10 protein-coding genes are annotated in these 9,479 nt (G+C 65.7%); 7 read left to right on the top strand and 3 right to left on the bottom strand.

From position 1 onward, the window contains the following. Positions 1 to 1,750 (bottom strand): prolyl oligopeptidase family serine peptidase (locus tag AC5Y4H_RS14740; protein WP_499982845.1); only part of this gene is annotated, 1,750 nt, incomplete at its 3' end. Positions 1,751 to 1,816: 66 nt separating this feature from the next. Between AC5Y4H_RS14740 and exaC the strand changes: the two genes are divergently transcribed. Genes exaC through AC5Y4H_RS14710 form a run of 6 tightly spaced genes read left to right on the top strand, consistent with a single transcriptional unit; the run spans position 1,817 to position 6,431 of the window. Beyond that, the gene (gene exaC, locus AC5Y4H_RS14735) at positions 1,817 to 3,340 is read left to right on the top strand and encodes an acetaldehyde dehydrogenase ExaC (RefSeq protein WP_499982843.1); all 1,524 of its coding nucleotides are present in this window, start codon (positions 1,817 to 1,819) and stop codon (positions 3,338 to 3,340) included. Further along, a complete protein-coding gene (locus AC5Y4H_RS14730; RefSeq protein WP_499982841.1) occupies positions 3,340 to 3,840 on the top strand; it encodes a DUF779 domain-containing protein in 501 nt (166 codons plus the stop codon). The genes exaC and AC5Y4H_RS14730 overlap by 1 nt, the downstream gene beginning before the upstream one ends. Next, entirely contained in the window at positions 3,837 to 4,115 is a 279-nt protein-coding gene (locus AC5Y4H_RS14725; RefSeq protein WP_499982837.1) for a putative holin, read from the top strand. Before AC5Y4H_RS14730 ends, AC5Y4H_RS14725 begins: the two co-directional genes overlap by 4 nt. Beyond that, a complete protein-coding gene (locus tag AC5Y4H_RS14720; RefSeq protein WP_499982835.1) occupies positions 4,108 to 4,701 on the top strand; it encodes a hypothetical protein in 594 nt (197 codons plus the stop codon). The genes AC5Y4H_RS14725 and AC5Y4H_RS14720 overlap by 8 nt, the downstream gene beginning before the upstream one ends. Before the next feature lie 49 nt (positions 4,702 to 4,750). Beyond that, positions 4,751 to 6,148: a dihydrolipoyl dehydrogenase gene (lpdA, locus tag AC5Y4H_RS14715; RefSeq protein WP_499982833.1), complete on the top strand. Its 1,398-nt coding sequence runs from the start codon at positions 4,751 to 4,753 to the stop codon at positions 6,146 to 6,148. 4 nt (positions 6,149 to 6,152) lie between these two features. After that, entirely contained in the window at positions 6,153 to 6,431 is a 279-nt protein-coding gene (locus tag AC5Y4H_RS14710; protein ID WP_499982832.1) for a hypothetical protein, read from the top strand. On the opposite strand, the gene AC5Y4H_RS14705 is transcribed toward AC5Y4H_RS14710, so the two are convergent. Both AC5Y4H_RS14705 and ramB read right to left on the bottom strand, forming a co-directional pair. Continuing rightward, positions 6,426 to 6,992, bottom strand: a complete 567-nt coding sequence (locus AC5Y4H_RS14705) for a carboxymuconolactone decarboxylase family protein (RefSeq protein WP_499982831.1) — start codon at positions 6,990 to 6,992, stop codon at positions 6,426 to 6,428. The two genes, AC5Y4H_RS14710 and AC5Y4H_RS14705, sit on opposite strands and share 6 nt — an antisense overlap. Further along, on the bottom strand, positions 6,989 to 8,413 hold the full coding sequence (ramB, locus tag AC5Y4H_RS14700; protein WP_499982830.1) for an acetate metabolism transcriptional regulator RamB: 1,425 nt from the start codon (positions 8,411 to 8,413) through the stop codon (positions 6,989 to 6,991). Before ramB ends, AC5Y4H_RS14705 begins: the two co-directional genes overlap by 4 nt. A 158-nt stretch (positions 8,414 to 8,571) precedes the next feature. Here ramB and AC5Y4H_RS14695 point away from each other — a divergent pair, with 158 nt between their 5' ends. Continuing rightward, positions 8,572 to 9,366 (top strand): acyl-ACP thioesterase domain-containing protein, encoded by a 795-nt coding sequence (locus tag AC5Y4H_RS14695; protein ID WP_499982828.1) that lies wholly within the window; start codon positions 8,572 to 8,574, stop codon positions 9,364 to 9,366. Positions 9,367 to 9,479 lie beyond the last annotated feature (113 nt).

The raw sequence follows: 9,479 nt of genomic DNA, 5'->3' as shown, positions 1-9,479 counted from the left end.
TCATGTCCAGCAGGGGGACGCTGCACACCAGCGCGCCGAACCTCTCCGGGTATTTGGTCAGCATGATGCCCATCAGCAGGCCCCCGTTGCTGCCGCCCTGCGCCCCGAGCCGCTCGACCGTGGTGATGCCGCGCTCCACCAAATCGGTTGCCACGGCGGCGAAGTCCTCGGCAACCTTGTGGCGGCCCTCGCGCATCGCCTGCGTGTGCCAGCCCGGGCCGTACTCGCCGCCGCCTCGGATGTTGGCCAGGACATACGTGCCGCCGCGGGCGAGCCACAGTCGGCCCAGCACGCCGCTGTAGCCCGGGGTGTTCGACGATTCGAAGCCGCCGTAGCCGTAGAGCAGGGTGGGCGCCGGTCCATTGGAAGCCTGTGAGCCGCGCACCACGAAATAGGGGATCGAGGTGCCGTCCTGCGATGCCACGAAATTCTGTGTCACCGAGATGTCTTCGGCGTCGAAAAACCCCGGGGCCGATTTGATCTGTTCGAGTCGCCCGTCGGCGGTTCCCCGCATCAGCCGCGACGGCGAGTCGAATCCGCTGGAATCCAGGAAGAATTCGTCGCCGGTGTCGTCTGAGGAGACGACGACGGTGTTGGTCGCGGCCGGAATGCCTGCCACCGCCTCGCGCCGCCAGTCGCCCCGTGACGATCGCAAGCGCGGCGGAGCCGGGCGCAGCGGGTCGTCACGCGATGGCGGCGTGACGATTTCGACGCGGCTGGCCACGTCGGCCAGCGAGACGATCAGCAGCCGGTCCTTGGTCCATGCGTAATGGTTGAGGGCGGTGTGCTCGTCGGGTTCGAACACGATCTCCAACTGCGTTGTCCCGGAGAGGAATTCCTCGTATTTGGCGGCCAGCAGCGATCCGGCGGTGTAATCGGCATTGCCCAACGACCAGTCGCTGCGCAACTCGACCAGTAACCATTCGCGGTGCAGGCTGACGCTGGCGTCGGTGGGTGTGTCGATGCGAATGAGCTCGGGGCCGCGCAGCTCGTAGACCTCTTCGTTCCAGAAGTCCAGCGACCGGCCGATCAGGGTGCGCTCGAAGCCCGGGACCCGGCTGGTGCTTGCCACCACGTTGACATCGGTACGTGCGCCCTCGAAGACGGTCTCGGCCTCGGCGAGGGGGGTGCCGCGGCGCCACCGTTTGACCACCCGCGGATAACCGGAATCGGTGAGCGAGTCGGCACCGAAGTCCGTGCCGACGAGCACGGTGTCCGGGTCGTCCCAGCTGACCTGCGACTTGGCTTCCGGAAGCTCGAACCCGCCGTCAACGAATTTCCTTGTCAGCATGTCGAATTCACGCACGATGGAGGCATCGGAGCCGCCCCGGGACAGGCTGATCAGCGCCCGGGTGTATTCGGGGTAGATGACACTGGCGCCGGCCCACACCCATTTCTCGCCGTCGGCCCGGCCCAATTCGTCGACGTCGATCAGCACATCCCACTCGGGTGAGTCGGTCCGGTAACTGTCCAGCGTCGTGCGCCGCCACAGCCCGCGCGGGTTGGCGGCGTCACGCCAGAAGTTGTAGAGGTAGTCGCCCCGGCGGACCACGTACGGGATGCGGGCGTCGGTGTCGAGCACCTCGAGCGCCTCGGTGCGCATCCGTTCGAAATTCTCGTCGCGAAAACGCGCCAGCGTCGGCTCGTTGCGCGTCCGCACCCAATCGAGCGCCTCGTCACCGGTGACGTCCTCGAGCCACAGGTACGGATCTTGGTTGTCGTCGGGCGGGGGTTGAGCTTGCGGCGTCATGGAAACCATTGTGGCTGCGGCGGTAGTGTGAGGTGAATTACACAGCCGCACGAGGAGTGAGAGCAGATGACTGTTTTCGCACGTCCAGGTTCTGCCGGGGCATTGATGTCGTATGAATCCCGCTACGAGAACTTCATCGGCGGACAGTGGGTCGCGCCCGCGAAGGGCCGCTACTTCGAGAACCCGACTCCGGTCACCGGCCAGACGTTCTGCGAGGTGGCCCGCTCCGACGAGGCCGACGTCGACAAGGCGCTCGACGCCGCGCACGCCGCGGCCCCGGCGTGGGGCAAGACGGCCCCGGCCGAGCGGGCGGCCGTCCTAAACAAGATCGCGGACCGCATCGACGAGCACACCGCCGCGCTGGCGGTGGCCGAGGTCTGGGACAACGGCAAGCCGATCCGCGAGGCTTTGGCCGCCGACATTCCTTTGGCCGCCGACCACTTCCGCTACTTCGCCGCCGCGTTGCGCGCGCAGGAGGGCTCGCTGTCGCAGATCGACGACGACACCGTGGCCTACCACTTCCACGAGCCGCTCGGCGTGGTCGGGCAGATCATCCCGTGGAACTTCCCCATCTTGATGGGCGCCTGGAAACTGGCGCCCGCGCTGGCGGCCGGCAACACGGTGGTGCTCAAACCCGCAGAGCAGACACCGGTTTCGGTCCTCTACCTGATGTCGTTGATCGGGGACCTGTTGCCGCCCGGGGTGGTCAACATCGTCAACGGGTTCGGCGCCGAGGCCGGCAAGCCGCTGGCATCGAGCAACCGGATCGCCAAGATCGCGTTCACCGGCGAGACCACCACCGGGCGGCTGATCATGCAGTACGCCTCGCACAACCTGATCCCGGTCACCCTGGAACTCGGGGGCAAGAGCCCCAACATCTTCTTCTCCGACGTGATGGCCAAGGCCGACGATTATCAGGACAAGGCGCTGGAGGGCTTCACCATGTTCGCCCTCAACCAGGGCGAGGTGTGCACCTGCCCGTCGCGCAGCCTGGTCCAGGCCGACATCTACGACGAGTTCCTCGAGCTGGCCGCGATCCGCACCAAGGCGGTCCGCCAGGGTGATCCGCTGGACAGCGAGACGATGCTGGGTTCCCAGGCGTCCAACGACCAATTGGAAAAGGTGTTGTCCTACATCGAAATCGGCAAGGACGAGGGCGCCAAGGTGATCACCGGGGGCGAACGCGCCGAGCTCGGCGGCGACCTGTCCGGGGGCTTCTACATGCAGCCCACCATCTTCGGCGGCAACAACAAGATGCGGGTCTTCCAGGAGGAGATCTTCGGCCCGGTGGTGACGGTGACGTCGTTCGACGATTACGACGACGCAATCTCGATCGCCAACGACACCCTCTACGGCCTCGGGGCGGGCGTGTGGAGCCGCGACGGTAACACCGCCTACCGGGCCGGCCGCGACATCCAGGCCGGCCGCGTGTGGGTCAACTGCTACCACGTGTATCCGCCGCACGCGGCGTTCGGCGGCTACAAGCTGTCCGGCTTCGGGCGCGAGTGCCACAAGATGGCCCTCGAGCACTATCAGCAGACCAAGAACATGCTGGTGTCCTACTCCGACAAGGCGCTCGGGTTCTTCTGATGGTCCAGCCAGCTGGGGTGGTCATCACGGCCCCGGCCGCCGAGGTGCTGACGCGGGTGCAGGAAACCCACGGTGCGGTGATGTTCCATCAGTCCGGCGGCTGCTGTGACGGCTCGTCGCCGATGTGCTACCCGCTCGGCGACTTCCTCGTCGGTGACCGGGACGTCTTGCTCGGCGTGCTCGACGTCGGGACAGAGGGCGTGCCGGTGTGGATTTCGGGTCCCCAGTACACGGCCCACTATCGGGACAAGCACACCCAATTGGTGATCGACGTGGTGCCGGGCCGCGGCGGCGGGTTCAGCCTGGAAGCCCCGGACGGCGTGCGGTTTTTGTCCCGGGGCCGCGTGTTCACCGAGGAAGAGCGCGCGTCGCTGGCCGCCGCGGCGGTGATCACCGGCGCAGACTACGAACGTGGCGAACGCCCCGCGACACGGGGTCCGGTGGTGGCCGACGCGGCCTCGGCGACATGCCCGGTGACCGCAGTACAGTCGAGAAAGTGATTCCCCTTCCGCGCCCCTGGTTGTTGGCCAGCGCCATGCTGATCGGCAGTGCGGTCGGACTTTTGGCGGGTGTGGGGTGCACCGTGGCGGTCCACGCCAGCGTCCGCCCGGGCGTCGCCATCGCTTCGGTGGTCGGCATCCTCAGCGTGGTCGGGCTGACGACGATCCTGTTTTCCGGACGCCGGTGGGTCACCATGCTGGGCGCTTTCCTGCTGTCGGTGGCGCCGGGCTGGTTCGGCGTCCTCGTCGCGTTGCGGGTGACCGCCGGTGGCTGACGACGACAAGGACGCCTCGAGCCCCGGCACGCAGGCGTTCGTGCCGGACTTCTCGGACGACGAAGGCGACGCCGAACACACCGGCACCCAATCGTGGGTTCCCGATTTCGACGACGACACCGGTGCACAGCCGGCCGCAAGCGAGCAAGAGCCCGCGGGGGAGACCACGGAAGACGTGGCCGCGGCGCCGACGTCGGACGCCGGCGAGCCGGAGCCGGCAGAGCCCGTCGGCCCGGTGCAACCGATCAACGTGCCCGGCCGGTACCTCTACCTCAAATGGTGGAAATTGGCCCTGGTGCTGCTCGGGGTGTGGGCCGCGGCGGCAGTGATCGGGCTGGGGCTGTTCTATTGGTGGTACCACTCGGTCGACAAGACGCCCGCGCTGTTCGTGGTCCTGGTCTACGTGGTGGTGTGCATCGTCGGCGGTGTAATGCTCGCGATGACCCAGGGCAGGCCGCTGATCTCGGCGCTTTCGGTGGCGATGATGTCCGGGCCGTTCGCCGCGCTGGTGGCCGCGGCCCCCCTGTACGGCTATTACCACTGCGAGCGGGTGGGGCACTGCCTCGTCGGGCTCATCCCGTATTGAGGCCTCGCCCGAGCGGCCGCCGGAGGTCGTGGCCAACTAGGGTGGGCTCGTGCCTTCTCACTATGACGTCGTCGTCCTCGGGGCCGGTCCCGGCGGATATGTCGCAGCCATCCGCGCCGCACAGCTGGGCCTGTCCACCGCGGTCGTCGAACCGAAGTACTGGGGCGGCGTCTGCCTGAACGTCGGATGCATCCCGTCCAAGGCGCTGCTGCGCAACGCCGAGCTCGCCCATATCTTCACCAAAGAGGCCAAGACGTTCGGCATCGGCGGTGAGGCGACCTTCGACTACGGTGTCGCATTCGACCGCAGCCGCAAGGTGGCGGAGGGACGCGTCGCAGGCGTGCACTTCCTGATGAAGAAGAACAAGATCACCGAAATCCATGGCTACGGCCGCTTTACCGACGCCAACACGATCTCGGTCGAGCTGAACGAGGGTGGCACCGAAACCGTCACCTTCGACAACGCCATCATCGCCACCGGGAGCAGCACCCGCCTGGTCCCCGGAACGTCGCTGTCGGCCAACGTGGTCACCTACGAGGAACTGATCCTGTCCCGGGAGTTGCCGGAGTCGATCATCATCGCCGGTTGCGGCGCCATCGGCATGGAGTTCGGCTATGTGCTGAAGAACTACGGCGTCGACGTGACCGTAGTCGAGTTCTTGCCGCGCGCCCTGCCCAACGAGGACGCCGAGGTCTCCAAGGAGGTCGAAAGGCAATTCAAGAAGCTGGGCATCAAAATCCTCACCTCAACAAAAGTTGAGTCCATCTCCGACAACGGCTCCGAGGTGACCGTCGTCGTCAGCAAGGACGGCAACTCGCAGGAACTCAAAGCCGGGAAGGTGTTGCAGGCCATCGGTTTCGCGCCCAACGTCGAGGGCTTCGGCCTCGAGGCGGCCGGCGTCGCGCTGACCGACCGCAAGGCCATCGGAATCACCGACTACATGCGCACCAACATCGAGCACATCTACGCCATCGGCGACGTCACCGGGAAGCTGCAGCTAGCCCACGTTGCCGAGGCCCAGGGCGTGGTGGCCGCCGAAACCATCGCCGGCGCAGAGACTTTGGCGCTCGGTGATTATCGAATGTTGCCGCGCGCGACGTTCTGTCAGCCCAATGTCGCCAGCTTCGGGCTCACCGAGGAGCAGGCGCGCGAGGAGGGCCACGACGTGGTGGTGGCGAAGTTCCCGTTCACCGCGAACGGCAAGGCCCACGGTGTGGGCGACCCCAGCGGTTTCGTCAAGCTGATTGCCGATGCCAAATACGGTGAGTTGCTCGGCGGGCACCTGGTCGGGCACGACGTCTCCGAACTTCTTCCGGAGCTGACGCTTGCCCAGAAGTGGGACCTCACCGCGACCGAGCTGGCCCGCAACGTGCACACCCACCCGACCATGTCCGAGGCGCTGCAGGAATGCTTCCACGGCCTGACCGGGCACATGATCAATTTCTAAAGTCATGCGCACCGTCACCCCTCAGGCCATCGCGGGGGCCGTCGGCGGCCTGTTGATCGGTTATGTCCTGTGGTTACTGGCCATTTCGGGCGGCGACAACGCGACGGCCGGCCAGTGGGGACCGCTGGTGCTGCTGGCCTCGGTGGTGCTGGGGATCTGCGCCGCGGTGTGGGGCCTGCGGCAGCGCCGGCGCGACCGGCAGACTTGGGCGGCGTTCGCCTTCGCGCTGCCGGTACTTCCCGTGATACTGACGCTGGCCATCCTCGCCGACGTCTACCTATAGCTGGTTGGGATGGTCCAGCGGGATGCCGAGCGCTGAGATGGTCGCGGCCAGCCCGTCGTATTGGCTTGCCAGTAAACAGAATTCGATCAACTGCCGCCGATCCAGGTGAGTAGCCAGCTGCCGCCAGGTGGCATCGGTGATGGTCCGGTCCGTGACGAATTCGTCCGTCGCCGCCAGCAGCGTCTGTTGCCGCTTGCTGAGGCGATTGGACGTGCCTTCTGTGATGTCCGGCCACGCAAATATCGCGGCCTGCAGATCCGCGTCCAGACCCGCTTTGCGCGCGATCCGACGGTGGTGTTGCAGTTCGTATTCACACGAGCGCAGGTGCCCGACGCGCAGGATCACCAACTCGGTGTCGATTGTCGGCAGCCTTCCCCGCAGCAGCCGGGCGCCATAGAACAGCCAGGTCCAATAGAGCAACTGGCGCTGGCCGAGCGTGGTGAACAGATGCATCTCCGGCGCCCTGACCACGCGTGCGGACAACTTCGCGAACAGCCAATTGATCGGTCCCAGTTCGCGAAAACGTCCCGGCGGAATGCGGCCGTCCGGCAGGCCGGTCACGGCTGGGTCACCAGGTAGGGAGACACCGTGCTGCGGTGCTCGTCGAGGTCGAGTGCCCGCCCGAGCGCCGGGAAGGCGCGCTGCGGGCAGTTGTCGCGTTCGCAGACCCGGCAGCCCGCGCCGATCGGTGTGGCCACTGTTCCTGGTTCCCCCGAGACGTCGAGTCCCTCCGAGTAGACGAGCCGGTGAGCGTGGCGAAGCTCGCAGCCCAGCCCGATCGCGAAGGTCTTACCCGGCTGACCATACCGGGCAGCGCGACGTTCCACGGTGCGGGCCACCCACATGTAGTTGCGGCCATCGGGCATCTGCGCTATCTGCACCAGGATCTTGCCCGGATTGGCGAACGTCTCGTAGACGTTCCACAACGGGCAGGTGCCTCCACTGGAGGAGAAGTGAAAACCGGTGGCGGACTGCCGCTTTGACATGTTCCCGGCCCGATCGACCCGGACGAAGGAGAACGGCACCCCGCGCATCGACGGGCGCTGCAACGTCGAAAGCCGGTGCGCGATGGTCTCGTAGCTGATCGAATAGAACGACGACAGCCGCTCGACGTCGTAGCGGAAATTCTCGGCGACGTCGTGAAATTGGCGGTAGGGGAGCACGGTGGCCGCGGCGAAATAGTTCGCCAACCCCAGCCGCGCGAGTGTGTGTGACTCGTCGCTGGTGAACTTGCCTTCCTCGACCAGAGTGTCGATGAGATCGCCGAACTCGAGATAGGCCAACTCGGCGGCCATCTTGAAAACCTGCTGGCCCACGGACAAATGGTTGCTGAATTCCAGCGTTTTGGTCTTGGGGTCGAAGCGGTGCAGCACGGTGTCGCCCAGGTCGATGCGGCGGTTGATGTGCACCCCGTGCACCTCGGTGAGCCGGCGGGTCAGCTCACGCGCCAAATCGCCGTGATGCAGCCGCATCTTGGTGGTCAGGTCCTCCGCCGCGGTGTCCAGCTCGTGCAGGTAGTTCTGGCGTTGGTAGAAGTAGTCGCGCACTTCCTCGTGCGGCATGGTGATCGACCCGCTGCCACTGCCGTCGGAGAACCGCTCCTCGGTGGCGGCCGCAAGCTGCGCCGTGGTGATTCGGTAGCGCCGGTGCAGATTGACCACGGCGCGCGCCAACGCGGGGTGCGCGCTGACGATCTCGGCGACCTCGGTCGGGTCGGCGTCGATGTCCAGATCCCGGTCCATGGTGACCTCGCGCAACTCGGCCATCAACCGGGTGTCGTCCTGCGAGGAGAAGAAGGTCGCGTCCACCCCGAAGACCTCGGTGATGCGCAGCAGCACGGCCACCGTCAGCGGGCGAACGTCGTGTTCGATCTGGTTGAGGTAGCTCGGCGAGATTTCCAGCGTCTGAGCCAGCGCGGCCTGGGAAAACCCGCGTTCGTTGCGCAGTTGGCGAACGCGCGAGCCGACGAATGTCTTGGACACATCTGGAAGGTTACCGGCCGATGCGAAGATCCAATTCGCAGACTTGGCATCGGGTACGGTCCCGTCGGGATTAGTATTCGGTGCACCTCGTTGGCATGATTCGACCAGTCCTTCGGCTTAGCCGGGGGCCACCACGAGGAGGAACGGGGAGCGGCGGCGTGAGCCTGGATAAACAAATGATGCCGGTGCCCGACGGTCACCCTGACGTTTTCGATCGCCAGTGGCCGTTGCGGGTGGGGGATATCGACCGCACGGGACGGCTGCGGTTGGACGCTGCGGCGCGCCACATCCAGGACATCGGCCAGGACCAGTTGCGGGAGATGGGTTTCGAGGAGACCCACCCGCTGTGGATCGTCCGGCGCACCATGGTTGACCTGGTTCGCCCGATCGAGTTCAACGACATGCTGCGCATGCGCAGATGGTGCTCGGGTACCTCGAACCGGTGGTGTGAGATGCGGGTTCGGATCGATGGCCGCAAGGGCGGGCTGATCGAGTCCGAGGCGTTCTGGATCAGCATCAACCGGGAAACCCAGATGCCCTCGCGCATCGCCGACGACTTCTTGGCGGGCCTGCACAAGACGACGTCCGTCGACCGGTTGCGGTGGAAGTCCTACCTCAAGCCGGGCAGCCGCGACGACGCCGCGGAGATCCACGAGTTTCCGGTCCGGGTGACCGATATCGATTTGTTCGACCACATGAACAACTCCGTGTACTGGAGCGTGATCGAGGACTACCTGGCGTCGCATCCGGAGATCCTGCGCACGCCGCTGCGCGTCACCATCGAACACGAGGCGCCGGTGGCGTTGGGCGACAAGTTGGAGATCATCTCGCACGTCCATCCCGCCGGATCGACCGAACAATTCGGTGCCGAGCTGGCGGATCGCACTGTTACAACGCTCACATATGCGGTCGGCGATGAGACGAAGGCCGTCGCTTCGATCTTTGCTCGGTAACAGGACAAGCGTCCGGTTAAATCGCCCGCTGACCTGCGGCGATAGGGTTACTGACGGGTAGCTTCTGAAACGGTTAAGTTAGTTAGCAGGTTAGCAAACTTCGCAAACTTCGG

This window comes from Mycobacterium sp. NGS58, from assembly GCF_059812385.1.
The sequence above is the reverse complement of the archived record's forward strand: the minus strand, read 5'-3'. Positions and strand labels throughout refer to the sequence as shown.